The following is a 19,348-nucleotide window of genomic DNA, read 5'->3' as shown; positions in this document are numbered from 1 at the left end:
AGCGCATCCCCCGAGCTCCGCGGCCGGCTCGTGCTCGTCACGGCCGCGCGGGGCGATGAGCGGGCTGCCCTGGCAGCGGCGGTCGCCGCGCGGCTGGAGCGGGCCGTGCTCGTGGACGGCGCCGCCCTCGAGGCCGCTGTCACCACCGGCCGGGTCGCCGGCTGGGACGAGCCCCCGACCACCCAGCAGCTGCGGCTGCGGATGCTGCGATGGTCGGCCGCCCTCGCCGTGGCCGAGACCTACCAGCTCGAGGGCTTCGACGTCGTGGTGGCCGAGGAGGCACAGGGCGACCGTCTCGAGGACTTCCTCGACCTCGTCGAGCCCGAGCCGGTGCACGTCGTGGTCGTCCGAGACGAGGGAGACGCGACCACCCCGCACTGGGGCCTGTCCGTGCCGGCCCCCGGGCAGGACGACCCAGACCTCGGCGCTCTGGCCGGCGAGGTGCTGGAGCACCTCGCCGAGGCCGTCGTCGAGACCGCCCCCACCGACTGAGCGGGGTCGCTCAGAACAGGGCGCTCATCAGGGACTTGCGTGCCTTGACGACCCGCTCGTCCGTCACGCCGACGACCTCGAAGAGCTCGACGAGGTGCTCCCGGGCCTTGTTGCGGTCGGCGTCGGCCGTCACGCGCACCGTGTCGATGAGCCGCAGGAACGCATCCTCGACGTGGCCACCGAGCAGGTCGAGGTCGGCGACGAGAATCTGCGCGTCGACGTCGGTCGGTGCGGCGGCCGCAGCGGCCCGGGCCGCCTGCAGATCGGCGCCCTGGGTGCGCTGCATGAGGCCGACCTGCGCCAGCCCCAGCTTCGCCTCGGTGTCGGCAGGGCTCTGGGCGAGCGCCTCACGGTAGGCGGCTGCGGCGCCGTCGAGGTCGCCGGCCTCGATGGCGTCGAAGGCCTTCTGGTGCAGTGGCGGCAGCGGCTGCTCCTCGGCCTCGTCCTCGGCCGCTGCGTCGGCCGCGTCCCCGACCGCCACGGTTCCGGTGACGCCGTGCTGGGCGGCGAGCTGCAGCACCTGATCGATGACGGCGGTGATCTGGGCCTCGGGCTGGGCACCCTCGAAGAGCGGCACGGGCTGCTGCTGGACGAAGGCGAAGCTGACCGGCACCGCCTGCACCTGGAAGGCCTGCAGGATGCCGGGGTTGGCGTCGACGTCGACCGTCACGAGCTGGAAGCGGCCGGCATACCGTCGGGCGACGGCGCCGAACGTCGTGAGGAAGTCTGCGGACTCCTTGAGGCGCGGCGACCACAGCACCATGACGACGGGGTGCCTCGCCGACGAGGCGACGACCTCACGGATCGAGGCGTCAGTGCCCTCGATGACGAGGCCAGCACCGTCCGCGGAGGTGGAGGCCGCGCCGGATGCGGGGCCAGCCTGCGGGGCCGGACGCTTGAGCGAGGACAGGTCGACGGCACCGCGCAGTGCTGCTGCGGTGAATGGCTGGTGACTCATAGATCAATCCTGCCTCACCGACCCGAGCCGGCGACGAGCTGGTCGGAGGCGGCGACGACGCGCGCCTGTCCCGACGCAGGGATGACGATCGCGAGGATCTCGTTGGAGGTCAGATTGGCCTCCGTCGTGATCTGCTTGATGCCGGTCAGGAGCGTCAGCTCCTTGGCCGGGGTGAGCTTGACCGGCGTGCGCATGGCGATGGCGTCGTTGCGCACCAGGTGGGCGAAGACGATGGCGCCGTTGCCGCCCTTGAGGCGCAGGCCGCCGAGCACGCCCTTGGGGTCGTGCTCCTGCGTGAAGGCACCCTGGTTGTTGAGCGCCTGCGACTGGGCGCGCGCCGACTGGCGCAGCTGCTCCGAGAGCGGGTCGTCGGCGAGCACCTTGGTCGGCGTGGGGGCGGGGAACTTCACCGACGCGGCGAAGGCGGCGAGCGCTATCTCGGGGCTGGTGGCCAGTCCCTTGCCGTCGCCGATGGCGGCCGAGCCGTCGGCCGCGGGGTCGAGCGCGTCGAGCTTGGCGTCGGGCAGCATCGGCGTGACCGCGGCCGCCTTGAACGTCGTGCCCGACCCGTCACCGACGAGCAGGACGAGGACGGCGGCGCCGGTCTTCTTCAGCGTCGTCTGGGCGAGGATCTGCTGGGGCTTGTCACCGCTGCGCGAGACGGCGAGCACCTTGACCCCGGTCGTCGCGAGCTCCGCGTCGGCCTTCTCGGCGGACGTGCGCCCGGGCAGGGTCTTGGCGTACGCGTTGGCCGACTGCAGGGCCGCGCCGGCGAAGGCCTTCTGCCGGGCGGCACCCCCGCCTGCCGTCGCGTCGAGGGACGAGGTGGCTGCGGCCGCGACCGAGGCGGAGGCGGCCTGCTGCGCGGCGTCCGCCGTGACGGCGGGGTCGCCCGAGCCGGTCGCGCCGGTGCTGCCGTCCGAGTTGCCCGTACAGGCGGACAGCATGGCGGCGCAGACGAGCGCGGCGGCAAGACCTCGTCGACGGATCGCGGGGCGGGGCATGGAAGACCTTTCGGTGACACACTGAGGAGGCCGGGATTTGCACGGCCGGCCCCCACGATACGCAGGGCCCGTCCGCAACCCCAATCCGGTGAACCACCCTCTGGGGACATTTCGGGACACTCCGGACGCCGTGCCCGCAGCCGCGTGCGGCGCATCGTGTCGGCGGCGTCACGCTGCGGACGCCGAGCGGCGTCCGACCCGCCCGGTTGCTCCCTAGCGGGCTCCGCCACGCCCCTCAGCCGAGGGGGCGCGCCCGGCCCTCGTCCAGCACGACGCGGCGGGTCGCGCCGGCCGCAGCCTCGGGGTCGTGGGTTGTCATCACGACGGCGGCTCCGCCGGCGGCGAGCCCGGCCAGCAGCGTGAGGACCCGCTCGCGGTTCGTGTGGTCGAGCTCGGAGGTGGGCTCGTCGGCCAGCAGGATGCGGGGCCGGGCAGCGAGTGCCCGGGCGACGGCCACCCGCTGCTGCTGCCCGCCGGAGAGCTCCTCGACGAGGTGGTCGCCGGAGTCCTCGAGCCCGACTGCCGCCAGCGCGTCCCGCACCCGGTCCATGGCCTCCTTCGCAGGCACCCCGGACTCCAGGAGCGGCACGAGCACGTTCTCGGTCGCCGTCAGCACCGTGGCCAGCCCGTTCCCCTGGGGCACGAGCGTTGCCCCGAGCCGCACCGTGTCCTCGCGGGCGCCGGACGGCGCCACCGTGGTGCCCGCGACGACGACCCTCCCCGTCACCGTGGCCGCGGGATCGAGCGCGCCGGCCAGCGACCAGAGCAGCGTGGACTTGCCGGCACCGGACGGCCCGCTGACCGCGAGCAGCTCGCCGGGCGCAACCTCCAGCGTGACGTCGTCGAGGGCGACCACCTGCCCGAACCGCACCCCGAGGCCGTATGTCGCGAGCCCCCCGGCGCCGGACGCCGCGGCGGCGTCGTCCCCTGCGACCACCGTGGCCCGCGGCCGTCGCTCGCCGTGCAGGAACGCCTTCGCGCCTGGTTCGCGGGTCATCCGTCCTCCGCCTGGACCTCCGGACGCGCGTCGTCGTCCTCTCCCTCGAGCCGCCAGCCCGCGCCGTCGTGCCGCAGCCGCACCAGCGAGCCGGGCGGGAAGTCGTCGAGGGCGGCACCCGAGAGGGGCAGCGCCCCGTCGGCCGACACGACGGCATACTCCTCCCCCAGGCGCCCCTCAGCGCCGACGCGCCCGTCGCGGATGGTCACGGTGCGCGGCAGGCGGGCGGCGACCTGCGGGTCGTGCGTCACGACGACGATCGTCGACCCCAGCCGCTCGTTGATGCTGGAGAGCGCGTCGAGCACCCGGTCACGCGACTCGTGGTCGAGCTGGCTCGTCGGCTCGTCCCCGAGCAGCAGCCCGGGGAAGCACGCGATGCCCACGGCGATGGCGGTCAGCTGAAGCTGGCCTGGCGTCAGGCTGCCCAGCGGTCGGTGGGCCAGCTCGCCGATGCCGAGCAGCGCCAGCACCTCCGGCACGTCGGGGACCTCGCGTCCCAGGCGACGGGCGCGGCCCTGGGCGAAGGCGACGTTCTCCGACGGCGTCAGGTACGGCAGCAGGTTGCGGCCGGCGCCCTGCAGCACGAGCCCCACGTCCCCCGCCCGGAAGTCGTCGAGCTCGGCGTCGCTCATCGACTTCACCTCGTGGTGGCCGACGTGGACCCGGCCCGCGCTGGGCTCGAGCAGGCCGCCGAACACGGTCAACAGGGTCGACTTGCCGGCACCGCTGGGGCCGAGCAGCCCCACGACCTCGCCGGCGGACACGCACAGGTCGACGCCCGAGAGGGCTGCGACGTCGTGTCCCTCGGAGCGGTAGATGACCACGAGCCCGCGAGTCGTCACGTCGAGCCCGCGTCGAGCGCCCACGACCGGTGGGCTGTCGTCGGGTGCCGTCCGCGGCGTCACGGCACTCATGCCTGCTCCCGGACGCGTGTGACGGACGCTCGCCGCGCGAGCCAGATCCCGAGGGCGGCGGCGACCAGGACGAGCCACACCAACGTCAGGGCGGCTGCCGTGGCCATCGGCCCGACGGCCGGGTGCAGGTCGCGCACGAACGTGTCGGACGAGGTGGTGAAGAACGGGACGAGTCCGAGCGAGAGCCGCCCGCCGGCCGCACCGCAGGCTGCGCCCGCGAGCGCCGCGATCGTGATGACCACGACCTGCTCGGCCACGGCCACCTGGCGCAGGCGGCGCGGCGCGACGCCGGCGAGCCGCAGCGAGGCGAGGTCCTTGGACCTCGTCCGCCACGAGGTCACGGTCACGAGCAGCAGGACGAGGGCCCCGAGCGCCAGCGCGACGAGACCGATGACGATGGCCAGCTGCAGCGACCACGCGGAGGCGGACCGGTCGTAGGACTCCCGCAGGGCGGCGAGCCCGGTCTGCGAGAGCACCGACACCCCGGCGGACTGCAGCGCCTGCTCGACGGTGGCAGCACGAGAGGCCTCCCCCACCCACACGTCGATGGACCCGCTCGCGTAGAGGCGGCTCGCCTGGGCCGACAGGGCGTCGTAGTCCACGAGGGCCACGTTCGTCGCGTCGCCGGGCGCGACCGGGACGCGGGCGACCTCCCGGACCCGGACGTTGGAGCCACCGAAACCGACGATCGACTGGGTCGGCGAGTCTCTGTCGCCGGTCAGCGCCGGGACCACCACGACCGGCAGCGGCGGCGGCCCGGTCGTCAGCGACACGATGCCGCCCGTCGACGCGAAGGCGACGCGTATGCCGTCCGCTCCCTGGGTCGTCACCGTGGCGAACCCGGGACGGCTGGGCTCGAGGTCCTGGACCGGGAACGGGGTGCCGGGCTCCTCCCACGCGAGAGCGGCGAGCGGGATCGGCGGGGACGCGTCGCTGGTCACGGACCGGAGGCGCATGTGCCCGGCGATGAGCCGCGTCTCGGTCTCGACCCGGTCCACGGAGATGCCGGTCAGGGTGCAGGAGGCGGTCGCGCAGGGGATGCGACCGGTCAGGCGAACCGTGCCGGTGGCCGAGAAGGGAACGGCTCCCACCGGCACGTTGAGGTCTGCGCCGGTGCCGTCGCGCAGCTCGAGGCGCAGGGGAACCGTGTCCGGAGCCGTGCTCACGCGCCGGTTGTCTCCGGCGGCCAGGTCGGCGCCCGGGATGACCCTGTCGATGCCGAAGCCGTCGACGGTCACGGTGACGCGCCGGCCGCGCAGCTCGGTGGAGCCCCCGGCCGACGCGGACACCTTCGACCAGTCCACGTTCGCGGCGGTGGCACCGCCCGGGTCGAGGGCGACCGAGCGCATCGCCGCGGGCACGACGGCCATGGTCGCAAGAGCCCCTGAGTTGCCGGCGAAGAGGTTCGCGACAGGCGCGGTGAAGCGCGAGCCCGGGTCCACCCGGTGGAGCACCTCGCGCACGAGCCGCGGCTCCTTGGCATCGGTCTGGAGCACCACCTGGGCGCCGGCCTCCAGGGTCGCCCGCTGATCGCGGTTGCGCTCGGCGACGAGGTAGGCGTCGGTCGCGAAGACGAGCAAGGCCGTGGCCACCGTGACGATGGCCACGAGGCGGCGCACGGCAGGGCGGCGCGCGAGCTGCACCGCGGTGAGCCCGCTCGCAACATGGCCCCCTCGGAGCAGCAGGTGGCCGAGACGGCTGGCGACGGGGACGACGACGAGGGCCAGCAGCAGGCCGACCGCGAAGGCGAGCAGCGCCGGGGTCGCCATGGCCAACGGCCCGGTGACGTTGCCGCTGACGATGGTGACGACGCCGGCCGCCGCGACGGTGATGACGACCGCGTCCAGCAGCCCCACGGTGAGCGACCGCGGACGCGGTGGGACCCGCCGGAGCAGGGACGGGATGGGCTCGCGCACCACACGGCGGGAGGCGAGGAGGACCGCGCCCAGGGCGGCGGCGAGCGCGACGCCCGCTGCGGCATACGCCGTCGCCGGCACGTCGAACGGTGCCCCCTGCGGGAGCCAGAGGCTCGCAGCCACCCGGTCGAGAACGACCGCGAGGGCCGTGCCGACCGGGACCCCGAGGACCACCAGCGTGCCCAGTTCGGTCACGACGAGCCGGCGGGCGCCGCGCACCCCCTCGCCACGCAGGCGCGCGAGGGCGATCTCCGGCCGGCGCTGCTCGACGGCGGCCGAGGCCGCGAGACCGAGCACGATGACGGCGAGGAGGGCGAGCTGGCCCATGAGGAGCGGCACGAGCAGTGCCGCCTGCTGCTGGCCGAGCACCACGGTGTCGGCGACCTCGTCGAGGCTGCTGCGCAGGACCGGTGTGGTGGGCCCGTCGACCCGGCGGCCCTGCGCTGCTCGCAGTCCGCCCAGCAGGGTGGGCAGCTCGTCCACGCCGAGCGCGTCACGTCGCAGCGCGTACGTCAGGGTGGTGGTGGTACCGGCCGGGGCGGCTGCGAAGAAGGCCGGCGCGACGACGGGTGCATCGACCTTCGGGACGGACGAGAGCCCCTGCACGGCCTTGGTCCCGGCACGGCCGGTGAGCCGGAGGCCGAACCAGGCGGGATCGTCGGGCACCTGGTCGTAGGTGCCGACGACGGTGGCACGTTGGCCGACCGCGCCGGACCCCGCACTCGCGGGCGTTCGAGGGGACACCCCACCGGGAGCGGCCACGAGCTCGACGACGTCCCCGACGTGCCACCCCTCGAAGGCTGCTTCGGCGGTGGAGACCATGACCTGCGCGGGCCCCGTCGGGCAGGCGCCGGCCGTGACGGTGAGGTGCGCGCAGCCGGCCTGGGGCGCATAGGCGGTCGTGAGCACGTCGACGCCACCGCGCCGCTGCGACTGCCGCAGCACCACCTGGCCGGAGACCGTCGCGACCGGTGCGTGGAACGCTCGACGCACCGAGCCGGGCATCGCGGTCGACACCGTGGTCACCGCGGGCACGGTCTGCCCGTCCGACTGGGCCTCGGCGACGGCGCCGGTCGCCATCACGGTGCTGCGCGACAAGGCGTCTCGCAGCAGGCCGTGCTCGACGGAACGCGCGTACAGGGGACCGAAGACAGCCGAGGCGCTCACGAGCGCCGACAGCAGCAGGAGCGAGACCGCCTGGGCGGGACGGTGTCTCGAGGTGGCGACGAACGTCCGCGTGAAGGTGCGCACGGAGCTGCGGGGAGAGGCACGAACAGGCGCGGGCCGGGAGCGGGGTGGCTCGGTCGCCCGTCCCCCGACACGACGCCTCCCCCGGCTCGTCACGTCCTGGCCCCCTGTCCACCGGCTCGCTGCTCCAGCCCAGTCCACCGTCGTCCGTCAGTCAGCCACGACCGTGTGTCCCCCGTGGCGGAGCGAGTCTGCACCCGAGGCACCGGCCCCGGGGCGTGAGTGCTGCGAACCGGGGCGATCGTGACCTGTTCGCAACAGAGTAGGAAGGGCGTGGCGGGTCAGCCGCCCGCGCGGCGGATCATGCGGACCTCGAGCGTGCCGGTCGCGGGGTGCGCGGACCGACCGCCCTCGTCGACGAACCCGCGGCGGGTGTAGAACGCCCGGGCCCTCGCGTTGGCGTCGACCACCCAGAGCGTGGCGTCGCGATCGCCGAGGAGCTCGTCGAGGAGCCGGTCGGCCACGCCGGTGCCGCGCGCGTCCGGCAGCAGGTTGACGACGTACAGCTCCCAGGGGGTGGGTGCGTCCTCGTCACGGCTGGGCCCGGCGCTCCCGAAGCCGGCCAGACGGCCCTCCGGGTCGACGACGAGCAGGGTCCGGCTGCCTGAGTCGTCCGCTCCGGACAGCTGCTCCCGCCAGCGGGCGGCGGACCTCTCCTCGCTCAGCCCGGCGAGGTAGTCGGCGGGCATGATGCCGGCGTACGCGTCGCGCCACACCGCCATGTGTACCCGGCCGAGCTCGTCGCAGTCCTCGACCGCAGGTGCCCTGAGCAGCCAGGCGCCCTCAGCCACCGCTCTCGCCGTCGGTCCCGCCCTGGCGGTCGAGCGCGTGCTCGAGCCGCTCGAGCTTGCCGTCCAGCTCACCGGTGAAACCGGGACGGATGTCCGCCTTCAGCACGAGGCCCACCCGGGGAGAGCTCTGAGCCAGCACGTCGCAGCACTGCTTGACGACAGCCATGCACTCGTCCCACTCCCCCTCGATCGTGGTGAACATCGCGTCGGTGCGGTGCGGCAGTCCCGAGTCTCGGACGACGCGGATGGCTCGGGCGACCGCGTCGGACACCGAGCCGGTGTCGTCGGCCGCGACGGTGGGGGCGACGGAGAAGGCGATCAGCATGCCCACACCGTATGCCGCCGTGAACCCCGCCGCCTGGCCACCCTTCTCGTGCACCGGTCGCCGAGGGCGGCTTCCCCGCCGGGCGCGGCCAGTCGTCGGGATCGGTTCAGGCGGTGAGCTGCTCGCCCAGCTCGACGACGAGACGGTCGGCGGCGGCATACGGGTCGAGGTGCCCGGCGAGCACCTCGCGCGCCAGCCTGACGACGCCGGCGTGGCCGGCCACGTGCGAGAAGCGGGCCCGCAGGGTGGCGAGCACGATGGTCTCGATCTCGTCCGCGGCCCGGCGCTCGCGCCGGCGCGCGAGCTCGCCGTTCTCCTCGACGAAGGCGCGGTGCTTGTCGAGCGCCTCCATGACCTCGTCGATGCCGACCTTCTGTGCCGCGACGGCTTTGACGACCGGCGGCCTCCAGAGCCCCGGCTCGGTCCGGTCGCCGAGGGAGATCATGTGCCGCAGGTCGCGGACCGTCGCGTCGGCGCCGTCACGGTCGGCCTTGTTCACGACGAAGACGTCGCCGATCTCGAGGATGCCGGCCTTGGCCGCCTGGATGCCGTCACCCATGCCGGGCGCCAGCAGGACCACGGACGTGTCGGCCAGCCCCGCGATCTCGACCTCGGACTGCCCCACCCCGACCGTCTCGACGAGGACGACATCGCAGCCGGCCGCGTCGAGCACGCGGATGGCCTGGGGGGTCGTGAACGACAGGCCCCCGAGGTGCCCCCGCGAGGCCATGGAGCGGATGTAGACCTCGGGGTCGAGCGCGTGGTCCTGCATGCGGACCCGATCACCGAGCAGTGCGCCTCCCGAGAAGGGCGAGCTCGGGTCGACGGCGAGGACCCCGACGCGAAGGCCCCGCTCGCGGAAGGCCCCCACCAGCGCCGTCGTCGTCGTCGACTTGCCGACGCCCGGTGAGCCGGTGAGGCCGATGACGTAGGCGCTGCCGGCGTGGGGCGTGAGCGCCGCCATCACCTCGCGCAGGGACTCGTGCCCGTCCTCGACGAGCGAGATCAGCCGGGCCACGGCACGCGGCGAACCCGCCCTGGCCGACTCGACCAGGGCGGGGACGTCGACGGTTCGCCGCGCCACGCGGAGGGCTGCCTCGTCGCTCAGGCGGACGTGGGGACGCGGACGATGAGCGCGTCGCCCTGACCACCGCCGCCACACAGTGCGGCCGCGCCGACCCCGCCGCCGCGGCGCTTCAGCTCGAGCGCGAGGTGCAGGGCGATGCGGGCGCCGGACATGCCGATGGGGTGCCCGAGGGCGATCGCGCCGCCGTTGACGTTCACCTTGTCCAGGTCGATGCCGAGCTCCTTGGCCGAGGCCAGGCCGACGGCGGCGAACGCCTCGTTGATCTCGACGAGGTCGAGGTCGGCCGGCGTGATGCCCTCCTTCTCGCAGGCGCGCGCGATGGCACGCGCCGGCTGCTGCTGCAGGGTCGAGTCGGGGCCGGCCACCATGCCGTGCGCGCCGATCTCGGCGAGCCAGGTCAGGCCCAGCTCCTCGGCCTTGGCCCTGCTCATGACCACCACGGCGGCGGCGCCGTCGGAGATCTGCGACGCGGAGCCGGCCGTGATCGTGCCGTCCTTGCTGAAGGCCGGGCGCAGGCCGCTGAGGGAGGCGCTGGTCGTGTCGGGCCGGATGCCCTCGTCGTTCTTGAAGACGATCGGCTCGCCCTTGCGCTGCGGGATGTTCACGGCGACGACCTCGTCGTCGAAGATGCCGTCCTTCCAGCCCTTGGCGGCGAGCTGGTGGCTGCGCGCCGAGAACTCGTCCTGCTCCTCGCGGGTGAACGCCTGCGAGCCGGTGTTGGCCTGCTCGGTCAGGGCGCCCATGGCCTGGTCGGTGAAGGCGTCCCACAGGCCGTCGTGGGCCATGTGGTCGCGCATCGTCACGTCGCCGTACTTGTAGCCCTCGCGCGACTTCGTCATCAGGTGCGGCGCGTTGGTCATCGACTCCTGGCCACCGGCGACGACGACGTCGAACTCGCCGGCGCGAATGAGCTGGTCGGCCATGGCGATGGCGTTGATGCCCGAGAGGCAGACCTTGTTGATGGTCAGGGCCGGGACGGTCATCGGGATGCCGGCGGCGTGGGCGGCCTGGCGGGCCGGGATCTGGCCGGCGCCGGCCTGCAGCACCTGGCCCATGATGACGTAGTCGACCTGCTCGGGAGCCACGCCTGCCTTCTCGAGGGCGCCCTGGATGGCGATGCCACCGAGGTCGGCTCCGGAGAAGTCCTTGAGCGAGCCGAGCAACCGACCCATGGGGGTGCGGGCGCCGGCGACGATCACGGAGGTGGGACGGTCAGCAGTCATGGGTGCAAGCCTCTTCCGACGTCTTTGGTGGTGTCCCGACAACTGTAGTCGCGCGGGACGACACGTCCGCGCCGAGCGAGACCGATCGCACACGGCATCCGGCGTCCGTGTGCCGCGTGGTGGCAATACGTTGGCGCCATGACGGATGCGCTCTTCACCCACATCGACCACGTCGGCATCGCGGTGCCCGACCTCGACGCCGCCATCTCCTTCTACGAGGAGAAGTACGGCATGACGATGCTCCACGAGGAGACGAACGAGGAGCAGGGCGTGCGCGAGGCGATGATGGGCGTCGGCGAGTCCGGCTCGTGCATCCAGCTGCTCGCGCCGCTGTCGCCCGAGTCGACGATCGCGAAGTTCCTCGACCGCAGCGGTCCGGGCATCCAGCAGCTCGCCTACCGCGTCGAGGACATCGACGCCGTGTGCACGACGCTGCGAGAGCGCGGGCTGCGCCTGCTCTACGAGACCCCGAAGCGCGGCACGAGCGGCAGCCGCGTCAACTTCATCCACCCCAAGGACGCCGGCGGTGTCCTGGTGGAGCTCGTCGAGCCGGCCGGATCAGCCCACTGAGGCCGGCGCCGCACTCGGCACCCAGCCGACCACGTCCGAGCGGTGTGTGGCCAGTTCGCCCTCGGTGAGCACGGCGAGCGCCGCCGTCCACGCGAGCGGTGCCGGCCCGGCCGGGCTGCCGTCCGGCAGCACCTTCTCCGGCAGGCTCCCCCACGAGGTGCAGTGGCGCTCCAGCCACGCCATCCACCGCTCGGCCAGCGGCGCCTGGCCCGACGCGGCGGCGGTGTAGGCGACCAGCGCCGTCTCGGGCGTCCACGAGACGCCGTCCTGCCTCCAGTCCACACCGGGAGCGAGTCCACCAGCAGTCCGGAGGGCCAGGACGGGGTAGCGCTCCCAGGCCCGCTCGGCGGCGGAGTCGTCGACGAGCGCGAAGGGCGGCATCAGCATGGTCACCCCCGCGTCGAGCCCGCCGGTGCCCCCGTGCCGCTGGTAGTCGGGCCCGAACTGCGAGCGGATCAGGGCGCGCAGGCGTCGCGCCGCGCGGGCGACCTCGGCCGCGCGCCGGTCGTCGCGCTCGGCGGCATACATCCGTGCAGCGGCCTCGAGACCGGCGGCGAGCGGGGCCGCGGTGCCGAGCGTGACGCGGCGCTCCGGCACCTCCCAGTAGTCGGGCGAGACCTCGGGCAGGCGCGTCCCGGCCCCGGTCTGGGCCATCACGAACGCGACCGACCGGTCGCGCAGCCCCTGCACCTGCCGCGGCAGGACGCCGTCCGGCTGTGCCGCGCGGAGGCGGTCGAGCGACCAGAGGACCCAGCCGGCGCCGTCGCTCTGACGCGGGCGGTCGTCCGGTGGGCCGGAGCCGTCGAGCAGGTAGCGGGCCTCGAAGCCCCCGTCGGACCGCTGGACGCGGCCGAGGAAGCCGAGGACCTGCAGGGCGTCGTCCTGGTGGCCGGTCACGGCGTACGCGGCTGCGACGAACGCCGAGTCCCTCGGCCACGCGTACGCCCACGGCCCGTCGGGCCCGGCCGCCACCGCGCCGTTGGGCCGGGTCAGGGCGTGCAGGTCGAGCAGGGCCTGGGCGACCACACGGCCCCGAGCGCCGGGTGGAGCGGGCACCGTCCCGAAGGCGAGCCAGGCCGCGTCGGCGGGCGGCTCCACGAGCCGGCTGCCGAGGGACGAGGGGGCCGGCGCCCACGTGGTGCGCCAGCCGGCGCCGTTGCGCAGCACCGGCGGGTGCTCGTCGTGGACGAGCACCGGGGCGATCAGCGGGACGAGGGCGAGCGCGGCCGCCGCGACCGCGGGCAGCACGCCCACCAGCGCACGTCGCACGGTGACCTCCCTCGTCCTCCCGTCGCCCTCTCGTCCCCCGGGCGGCGCCAGTGTGGCACGCACGGGGCGGGACCTGCGGGGATTCCGGTGCGCTGGCCGTAGCATCGCGTGCCATGGAGGTCACCCGGCGGCAGGCCCTCACCGCGGTCGCCGGCGCAGCGGTCGGCGCGGCAGGTGCGGTCGGCGCCGGACGCCTGGCCGAGCACCTCGGCGAGAGCACGCCGCTGCCCTTCTACGGCAGCCCGGTGAGCGCCGTGCGGCCGGACCGCTCGGCGCCGTCGGCCACCGCCGGGTCGGTCGTCTGGGGCGGACCGGGTGGAGCAGACGGAGCGGGCGGCGCCGCGGGCCTGCGCCGCGTCGCGCTGACGTTCGACGACGGCCCCCATCCGGAGTGGACGCCGCGGGTGCTGGCCGCCCTCGAGGCCGAGGACGTGCCGGCGACCTTCTTCTGTCTCGGCCGCAACGTGCGCGACCACGGCGACCTGCACCGCGCCAGCGTGGGCCACCACGAGCTCGGCAACCACACCTTCGACCACCGCGACCTCGGCCGCCTGGACTGGTCGGCCTGCCGCGACGAGATCGCGCGGACGAGCGGGCTCATGGAGAAGACGTACGGGTCGGCGCCGACGCTGTTCCGTCCGCCTTACGGCCACCTCGGGGGGGCCGCGGTGCTCGCGGCGGCCGAGGCGGGACTCACGACCGTCATGTGGTCGGCGCAGGCCCGTGAGGACCTCGTGGCCGGGCACCCGGACCGGATCGTCGACGACATCGCCTCCCAGGTCCGTCCCGGATCCATCGTGCTGGCGCACGACACCGGGAGCGAGGACCGGCTCGTCACCATCGACCGGCTGCGGGCGATCATCGGCCGGCTGCGCAGCGACGGCTACTCCTTCGTCACGGTCTCCGAGCTCGTTGCCGCCGGTACGGCTGCCTCCTCGCGGTGACCGACGGCGGCGTTCGCGCCGCGTCACGCGTCGTGACCCAGGTCACCTGTGGTGGCCGTCTCAGAACCGGCTACCCGTCGGTCACCTCTCGCTACGTTCGGTGGCACACCGCACGGCTCGAGTCCGTCTCGACCCACCAATGACGCTGCGACGTAAGGACCTTCAATGCAGGCCATCCGCGACGCCATCCTCTCCGGCGACCGCACGCAGGAGACCTACGCGAACATCGAGATCCCCGCGAGCTACCGGGGGGCCACCGTCCACAAGGACGAGGTGGGCATGTTCGAGGGACTCGCCACCCGCGACAAGGACCCGCGCAAGTCCCTGCACATCGACGAGGTGCCGGTGCCCGAGCTGGCGCCCGGCGAGGCGCTCGTCGCCGTGATGGCCAGCGCCATCAACTACAACACCGTGTGGACCTCCATCTTCGAGCCGGTCTCGACGTTCGGCTTCCTCGAGCGCTACGGGCGCACGTCCGAGTTCGCCAAGCGCCACGACCTGCCCTACCACGTCGTCGGCTCCGACCTCGCGGGCGTGATCCTGCGCACCGGACCCGGTGTGACGAAGTGGAAGCCGGGCACCGAGGTCGTCGCCCACTGCCTGTCGGTCGAGCTCGAGGACGCCGAGGGCCACGACGACACGATGATGGACCCGCAGCAGCGCATCTGGGGCTTCGAGACGAACTTCGGCGGCCTCGCCGAGCTCGCCATCGTCAAGGCCAACCAGCTGATGCCCAAGCCGTCGCACCTGACGTGGGAGGAGGCCGCCTCCCCCGGCCTGGTCAACTCCACCGCCTACCGGCAGCTCATCTCCAAGCACGGTGCCGCGATGAAGCTCGGCGACCGCGTGCTGGTCTGGGGCGCGTCCGGCGGCCTCGGCTCCTATGCCACGCAGATGGCCCTCGCCGGTGGCGCGACCCCGATCTGCGTCGTCTCCTCGCCCGAGAAGGCAGAGATCTGCAGGGCCATGGGTGCCGAGCTCATCATCGACCGCAACGCCGAGGGCTACCGCTTCTGGAACGACGAGGGGACCGAGCAGAACCCCCGCGAGTGGCAGCGGTTCGGCAAGAGGATCCGCGAGCTGACCGGCGGCTACGACGTCGACATCGTCTTCGAGCACCCCGGGCGCGAGACCTTCGGCGCCAGCGTCTACGTGGCGCGCAAGGGCGGCACGATCGTCACGTGCGCCTCGACGTCGGGCTACATGCACGAGTACGACAACCGCTACCTCTGGATGAACCTCAAGCGCATCGTCAGCTCCCACTTCGCCAACTACCGCGAGGCGTGGGAGGCCAACGAGCTGATCAACCGTGGCCTCATCCACCCGACCCTGAGCAAGACGTACACGCTCGAGGACGTGGGCCAGGCCGCGCTCGACGTCCACCGCAACGCCCACCAGGGCAAGGTCGGCGTGCTCACGCTCTCTCCCGAGCCGGGTCTCGGCGTCACCGACCCCGCGAAGCGCGCGGGCTTCGAGAAGGCCATCAACCGCTTCTGCAACCAGTAGCCCTATGCCGTCCGGCGACGCCGCGCGGGGTGCCCGCTCTGCGTGGCGTCGCCGGACGTGCCCCGCGGCGCTGCCGTAGGCTCGCGCCCGTGAGCATCTGGGGTCGCTGGACGCGCTACCGCCGCACGCAGCGGGCGCGCATGGACCAGTTCCGTGCCCGCGACCTCGGCTTCGACGACCAGCCGCCGCCGGAGTACCGCGAGCCCCGCCACCCGCGGGCGACTCCCGAACCGGAGCAACCGGACGTCCTCCAGGCCACCCTGGCCCTCGCGACCGACACGTCCGAGACGACCGGCACGACTCCGCACGGACCGCAGGCGACGCCGGCCCCTGCGGCCGACACCGCTCCGGCCGACACCGCGGCTGCCGGCGATGACGGCAGCGGCACGGGCACCAGGAAGTCCAAGGGCCCCCGGCGCGACTTCGGCCCGACCGGCACACCCTTCAACCGGCAGTCGCCGTTCTACGTGGGCTTCGTGGGCGCCGTCGGGGTGCTCACCGCGTATGCCGTCGTGCAGGCGGTCGGACGCCTCGGCACCGTCATCACCCTGCTCGTCGTCTCGCTCTTCCTGACCCTCTCCCTCAACCCGCTGGTCGAGGGACTCACGCGTCGCAGGTTCCGCCGCGGAGCGGCCGTCACCATCGTCTTCCTCGGCGTGCTCGCACTCTTCACGCTCGTCGGGTGGCTCGTCATCCCACCGGTGGCGCAGCAGGGCACGGAGCTGGCGACCAACGCCCCGCGGATGTTCGACAACCTCCTGGCGAACCCGTGGGTGCAGGACGTCGACCACCGATACCAGCTCGTCCAGCGCGTCCAGGAGGAGGTCAACAAGCGCGTCGCCGACGGCAACCTGTGGGCGGGCGTGTTCGGCGGGGTGCTCGACGCGGGCAAGGTCATCGCGTCCGGTGTGTTCAGCGTCCTGACGGTGCTCGTCCTCACCCTGTACTTCCTCGCCTCGCTGCCGGCCGTCAAGCAGGCGGCCTACGCCCTCGTGCCGGCCAGCCGCCGTCCGCGCACCGTCTCGCTCGCCGAGGAGGTCATGCGTCGGGTCGGGTCGTACGCGATCGGCCAGGTGGCCGTGGCCGCCATCAACGCGTTCTGCGCGTGGATCATGATGACGCTCATCGGCCTGAAGTTCGCCGCCGTGCTCGCCGTCGCCGTCGGCTTCCTCGGCCTCATCCCGATGGTGGGGGCCACCCTCGGCGCCTCGGTCGTCGCGATCGTGGCCTTCTTCGACGAGCCCAAGAAGGCGCTCATCGTCATCATCTACTTCATCGTCTACCAGCAGATCGAGAACTACGCCGTCATGCCGCGGATCATGCAACGCACCGTGGCGGTGCCGGGTGCGGTGACCGTGGTCGCCGCCCTCGCCGGTGGCGCGCTGCTCGGGATCCTGGGCGCCCTCCTCGCCATCCCGTTCGCCGCAGGGGCCCTGCTCCTCTACGAGGAGGTCCTCGTACCGCGGCAGCGGCGCCAATAGGGCGACCGCGGCTCGGGCGGCCGGTTCCCCGGGCTGAACCGGGGTCCGTCGTGTCAGGCTCTGTCCCATGACGCTGCCCCCGACGCACGGCGAGGACGTCTTCGACGCGCCGCTCCGGGTCCTGTTCGAGGTCTTCCTCGACGAGCACCGCACCGGCATCCGTGCCGCGCTCGACGGGTTGAGCGAGGAGGAGGCCAGGCGTTCGCTGGTGCCGTCGGCCACGACCCTGCTCGGCCTGCTCAAGCACGCGACGTTCGTCGAGAAGGTGTGGTTCGACGAGGCGGTGACGTGTCGCTCCCGTGCGGAGATCGGCATCCCTGCCACGCCGCACGAGTCCTTCCTCCTCACCGACGCCGACACCGTCGCCTCGGTGCTGCGGGCCCACGAGCAGGCGTGCGAGGACTCGCGCAGGGCGACGGCACCGCTCGGGCTCGACGACATCGTGCACGGCAACCGACGAGGTCCTCTCCCGTTGCGGTGGGTCTACCTCCACATGCTGCGCGAGCTCGCGCAGCACTGCGGGCACGCCGACGTCCTGCGCGAGCAGGTGCTGGCCGCGCGGCCGCGGCCCTAGACCGCTCGTTCGACCGCCGACGTATGCCGTGTGGCGGTGATCCCGTCGCGGCTCTCGAGGGCCGTCACGACCGCCGCCATGTCGAGGGACCCGGCTCCCGACTCCTCCGTCTCACGGAAGAGCTCCCGGGTGACGTCGAGCAGCGGGCTGGCCACGCCCACGGACCGGGCCGCCTCGGCGACGAGCCGCGTGTTGAGGTGGACGTCACGGATCGCCGCCTGAACGTCGAAGTCCCGCTCGACGAGCTTGGCGAGCTTGAGGGTCGACACGGCGCTGGCCATCGGCCCGGCGTCCACAGCCCGCTGGAAGGCCACCAGGTCGAGGTCGAGCGCGGTGGCCAGGTGGTAGGCCTCGGTGAGCCCGGCGACCATGGTGCACAGGTAGAGGTTGACGGCGAGCTTGGTGCCGAGCGCGGCCGGCACGACCCCGCAGCGCACGACCGTGCGACACGTCTTCTCGAGCAGGGGCACGACCAGCTCCGCCGCACCGTCGTCCCCCGCCAGGAGCCCCACCAGCTCACCCCGCTCCGCCGGGACCCGCGAGCCGGAGACCGGGGCCTCCACGTAGCGCCCGCCGGCCGCTACGACGTCACGTTCGAGGCCGACGGAGAACGCGGCGGAGGTGGTGCCACAGGCCACGACGACGCGCCCGGCCACCATGGCGGGGAACTCGGGCGTCGCCCGGCCCAGCACCTCGTCCACCGCAGCCTCGTGGGCCAGCATGAGCAGCACGACGTCGCTCTCGGTGAAGACGGCGGCAGGCGAGGACCGCACGAGGGCCCCCTCGCGTGCCATCGCCGTCAGGGCTTCCGGCGACCGGTTCCACACGGCCAGCGGGATCCCCGCTCGAAGCAGGTTGGTCGCCATGGGCCGACCCATGATGCCGAGCCCGATGAATCCCACTCGTACCACGGGGTCCTCCTCGACCACAGCCTCGCCGTCATGACGATCGTCATAGCGACAGAGCTATCATGACACCTGTCATTACCCAGCGGAAGCGACCACCTGCCGACAGGAGCCCGAGATGCGGGGAGGACCAGGCGGACCACGTGAGCGGATCGTCTACGAGGCGGCGCAGCAGCTTCGTCGGGCCGGTGTGACGGCGACGGGCCTGCGCCACGTCGTCGCCGCGGCCGAGGCTCCCCGCGGCTCCCTCCAGCACTACTTCCCCGGCGGCAAGGACCAGCTCGTCGCCGAGGCCCTCGAGTGGTCCGGCACGTGGGCCGCCGACCGCGTGCGGCAGCACCTGGAAGGCATGCGGCGGCCCTCCCCCAGCCGGCTCTTCACCGCCATGGTCGACGACTGGTCCGCCGACCTGCGGGCCCGCGACTTCGAGCGTGGCTGCCCCGTAGCCGGTGCCGTGGTCGACTGCGCCGACTCGAACGAGGCCGTCCGCAGCGCCGCCGCCGCCGCGCTCGACACCTGGCGCGAACCGGTCGCCGAGGCCCTGGTCGGCATGGGCAGGACCCGGCGGCGGGCCGAGACGCTGTCGACTCTCATGCTCTGCGCGCTCGAGGGCGCGCTCGTGCTGGCCCGCGCCTCACGCGACACCGCGCCGCTGCACCTGGTCGCCCGCGAGCTCACCCCGGTCCTCGACGCCTGACCCCGGTCACGCCCGACTCGCCGCCTGCTCCTGCTGCCATTCTCCCCCGCGGGTCGATGTGATCGGGGGCCACCGGTGACCCTGCAACACATCGAACCGGCGGTCGGACGGGTAGGGCCGGCGGGGCAGGCAGACCTCAGCGGTAGGAGTTGCCGGGCGGCCGGGCATCGCGGCGCTGCCAGCAGCCCGAGTGCCAGTGCCGTCGGTCGCCGACGCCACCGACCCCCTCGGCCGGCCACACGACGACGTGCGGCGTGCCGGGCACGACGTCCTGCTGGCACCCGGGACACAGGTACGCCCGGGTGGCGGTCGCCCCACTGACCGAGCGCACGGTCCAGCGCGTGCCGGCATACGACTCCTCGCGGGTGCTGCCGCCCTGGATCCGCGTCACGTCGAGGGGGACGTGCTCGCGCGCGTGCTTGCTGGGGCGGCGGCGCGAGGGCATGG

At 73.4% G+C, this 19,348-nt stretch carries 19 protein-coding genes; 7 read left to right on the top strand and 12 right to left on the bottom strand.

Features of this window, described 5'->3' with window-relative positions; translation table 11 throughout:
- Positions 1-30: 30 nt before the first annotated feature.
- Positions 31-492 carry a hypothetical protein gene (locus ABD194_RS13800; protein ID WP_343992287.1) on the top strand — a complete coding sequence of 154 codons (462 nt, stop codon included), beginning with the start codon at positions 31-33 and terminating at the stop codon, positions 490-492.
- 10 nt (positions 493-502) lie between these two features.
- Here ABD194_RS13800 and ABD194_RS13795 read toward each other — a convergent pair whose 3' ends face one another.
- The 9 genes from ABD194_RS13795 to ABD194_RS13755 all read right to left on the bottom strand — a co-directional run bounded on the left by ABD194_RS13795 (position 503) and on the right by ABD194_RS13755 (position 10,955).
- Entirely contained in the window at positions 503-1,450 is a 948-nt protein-coding gene (locus ABD194_RS13795) for a tetratricopeptide repeat protein (protein ID WP_343992285.1), read from the bottom strand.
- A 14-nt stretch (positions 1,451-1,464) separates the two neighbouring features.
- Complete coding sequence (locus ABD194_RS13790) at positions 1,465-2,454, bottom strand: hypothetical protein (protein WP_343992283.1); 990 nt, start codon at positions 2,452-2,454, stop codon at positions 1,465-1,467.
- A gap of 235 nt (positions 2,455-2,689) precedes the next feature.
- Positions 2,690-3,451 (bottom strand): ATP-binding cassette domain-containing protein, encoded by a 762-nt coding sequence (locus ABD194_RS13785; RefSeq protein ID WP_343992281.1) that lies wholly within the window; start codon positions 3,449-3,451, stop codon positions 2,690-2,692.
- Entirely contained in the window at positions 3,448-4,365 is a 918-nt protein-coding gene (locus ABD194_RS13780) for an ABC transporter ATP-binding protein (protein WP_343992278.1), read from the bottom strand. Before ABD194_RS13780 ends, ABD194_RS13785 begins: the two co-directional genes overlap by 4 nt.
- Positions 4,362-7,532, bottom strand: a complete 3,171-nt coding sequence (locus ABD194_RS13775; RefSeq protein WP_343992275.1) for an FtsX-like permease family protein — start codon at positions 7,530-7,532, stop codon at positions 4,362-4,364. The genes ABD194_RS13780 and ABD194_RS13775 overlap by 4 nt, the downstream gene beginning before the upstream one ends.
- Positions 7,533-7,810: 278 nt before the next feature.
- Positions 7,811-8,320 (bottom strand): GNAT family N-acetyltransferase, encoded by a 510-nt coding sequence (locus tag ABD194_RS13770; protein WP_343992272.1) that lies wholly within the window; start codon positions 8,318-8,320, stop codon positions 7,811-7,813.
- Positions 8,313-8,645 carry a thiamine-binding protein gene (locus ABD194_RS13765; protein ID WP_343992270.1) on the bottom strand — a complete coding sequence of 111 codons (333 nt, stop codon included), beginning with the start codon at positions 8,643-8,645 and terminating at the stop codon, positions 8,313-8,315. The genes ABD194_RS13770 and ABD194_RS13765 overlap by 8 nt, the downstream gene beginning before the upstream one ends.
- A gap of 106 nt (positions 8,646-8,751) precedes the next feature.
- The gene (meaB, locus tag ABD194_RS13760) at positions 8,752-9,729 is read right to left on the bottom strand and encodes a methylmalonyl Co-A mutase-associated GTPase MeaB (RefSeq protein WP_343992268.1); all 978 of its coding nucleotides are present in this window, start codon (positions 9,727-9,729) and stop codon (positions 8,752-8,754) included.
- A gap of 20 nt (positions 9,730-9,749) precedes the next feature.
- Entirely contained in the window at positions 9,750-10,955 is a 1,206-nt protein-coding gene (locus tag ABD194_RS13755; protein ID WP_343992266.1) for an acetyl-CoA C-acetyltransferase, read from the bottom strand.
- Positions 10,956-11,093: 138 nt separating this feature from the next.
- On the opposite strand from ABD194_RS13755, the gene mce reads away from it, so the two are divergent.
- Complete coding sequence (gene mce / locus ABD194_RS13750; protein ID WP_343992264.1) at positions 11,094-11,525, top strand: methylmalonyl-CoA epimerase; 432 nt, start codon at positions 11,094-11,096, stop codon at positions 11,523-11,525.
- Here the strand turns inward: mce and ABD194_RS13745 are convergent.
- The gene (locus ABD194_RS13745; protein WP_343992262.1) at positions 11,514-12,794 is read right to left on the bottom strand and encodes a glycoside hydrolase family 15 protein; all 1,281 of its coding nucleotides are present in this window, start codon (positions 12,792-12,794) and stop codon (positions 11,514-11,516) included. The two genes, mce and ABD194_RS13745, sit on opposite strands and share 12 nt — an antisense overlap.
- Positions 12,795-12,907: 113 nt before the next feature.
- Here ABD194_RS13745 and ABD194_RS13740 point away from each other — a divergent pair, with 113 nt between their 5' ends.
- The 4 genes from ABD194_RS13740 to ABD194_RS13725 all read left to right on the top strand — a co-directional run bounded on the left by ABD194_RS13740 (position 12,908) and on the right by ABD194_RS13725 (position 17,299).
- Positions 12,908-13,738, top strand: a complete 831-nt coding sequence (locus ABD194_RS13740) for a polysaccharide deacetylase family protein (protein WP_343992260.1) — start codon at positions 12,908-12,910, stop codon at positions 13,736-13,738.
- A gap of 165 nt (positions 13,739-13,903) precedes the next feature.
- Positions 13,904-15,244, top strand: a complete 1,341-nt coding sequence (gene ccrA / locus ABD194_RS13735) for a crotonyl-CoA carboxylase/reductase (RefSeq protein WP_343992258.1) — start codon at positions 13,904-13,906, stop codon at positions 15,242-15,244.
- 89 nt (positions 15,245-15,333) lie between these two features.
- Positions 15,334-16,725, top strand: a complete 1,392-nt coding sequence (locus ABD194_RS13730; RefSeq protein ID WP_343992256.1) for an AI-2E family transporter — start codon at positions 15,334-15,336, stop codon at positions 16,723-16,725.
- A 67-nt stretch (positions 16,726-16,792) separates the two neighbouring features.
- Positions 16,793-17,299 carry a DinB family protein gene (locus ABD194_RS13725; protein WP_343992254.1) on the top strand — a complete coding sequence of 169 codons (507 nt, stop codon included), beginning with the start codon at positions 16,793-16,795 and terminating at the stop codon, positions 17,297-17,299.
- Here ABD194_RS13725 and ABD194_RS13720 read toward each other — a convergent pair.
- Positions 17,296-18,210 carry an NAD(P)-dependent oxidoreductase gene (locus ABD194_RS13720; protein WP_343992252.1) on the bottom strand — a complete coding sequence of 305 codons (915 nt, stop codon included), beginning with the start codon at positions 18,208-18,210 and terminating at the stop codon, positions 17,296-17,298. The two genes, ABD194_RS13725 and ABD194_RS13720, sit on opposite strands and share 4 nt — an antisense overlap.
- A gap of 112 nt (positions 18,211-18,322) precedes the next feature.
- Between ABD194_RS13720 and ABD194_RS13715 the strand changes: the two genes are divergently transcribed.
- Entirely contained in the window at positions 18,323-18,901 is a 579-nt protein-coding gene (locus ABD194_RS13715; protein ID WP_343992250.1) for a TetR/AcrR family transcriptional regulator, read from the top strand.
- Between the two features lie 136 nt (positions 18,902-19,037).
- Here ABD194_RS13715 and ABD194_RS13710 read toward each other — a convergent pair whose 3' ends face one another.
- Positions 19,038-19,346: a hypothetical protein gene (locus ABD194_RS13710; protein ID WP_343992248.1), complete on the bottom strand. Its 309-nt coding sequence runs from the start codon at positions 19,344-19,346 to the stop codon at positions 19,038-19,040.
- Positions 19,347-19,348: the final 2 nt, after the last annotated feature.

Origin of the sequence: Terrabacter terrae, assembly GCF_039529575.1 — a bacterium.
In the GTDB taxonomy this organism is placed as follows: domain Bacteria; phylum Actinomycetota; class Actinomycetes; order Actinomycetales; family Dermatophilaceae; genus Terrabacter; species Terrabacter terrae.
Note: the sequence above shows the minus strand (reverse complement) of the source record. Positions and strands in the feature narration are given on the sequence as shown.